The organism is Dolichospermum circinale AWQC131C (assembly GCF_000426905.1).
Classification (GTDB): Bacteria; Cyanobacteriota; Cyanobacteriia; order Cyanobacteriales; family Nostocaceae; genus Dolichospermum; species Dolichospermum circinale.
On record NZ_KE384651.1, the window covers coordinates 2420 to 3280 of the forward strand.

1 protein-coding gene is annotated in these 861 nt (G+C 43.1%); it reads left to right on the forward strand.

What is annotated here, in order from left to right:
• Nucleotides 1-9 precede the first annotated feature (9 nt).
• Nucleotides 10-861, forward strand: an 852-nt coding sequence (locus ACIR131C_RS23480) for an MATE family efflux transporter (protein ID WP_269208811.1), incomplete at its 3' end; no start/stop codon positions are given.

Here is an 861-nt window from a genome sequence, read left to right on the forward strand (position 1 = left end):
GTTGTCGAAATATGCGAAACGAGTATTAATACAGTGGATGTAGTCATGATGGGTTTACTTGGTACACAAGTTTTGGCCGGTGGTGCTTTGGGTGCGATCACTTTTTTGGCTTTATTCTTTACCTGCTCTAGTATGTTTTTAGTAGGAGGAGCACAAGCAGCCGAGGCTTTTGGGGCAAACAAAATAGATCAAGTTAGTCGTATTGCATCTGGACAAATATGGCTAGCAGTTGCGTTGTCTTTACCCGCAATGCTTCTGCTTTGGCATACCGATACTATCTTGCTGCTATTAGGTCAAGAAGAAAGCAATGTTTTAGTGACAAAAACCTATTTACACTCAATTGTGTGGGGCTTTCCTGCTGCACTTGGTATTAAGATCTTAAGAGGCATTGCCTCTGCTGTCAACCTCACCCGATTGATAACTGTCACTATGGTACTAGGGCTGCTCTTAAATGCCCCTGCCAATTATGTCTTAATGTTCGGTAAATTTGGTCTTCCTCAACTTGGTTTAGCTGGAATAGGCTGGGCAAGTACTCTGGTTTTTTGGGTTAGTTTTATAGTGGGAGTTATCTTGCTGATTTTCTCCCCAAAAGTTAGAGATTATCAACTTTTCCGCTATATGCGTCAGTTTGATAAACAGACGTTTGTCAAAATTTTTCAAACTGGATGGCCTATGGGTTTTCTATTGGGAGCGGAATCAGTAGTATTGAACGTCAACGCTTGGCTAGCAGGGTATGTAGGAACAGCAACATTAGCAGCCCATGAGATTGCAGCCCAAACAGCAGCGATGGCGATGGTAATACCACTCGGAGTCGGCAATGTTGCTGTCACGAGAGTAGCTCAGACCCTGGGAGAAAAAAAA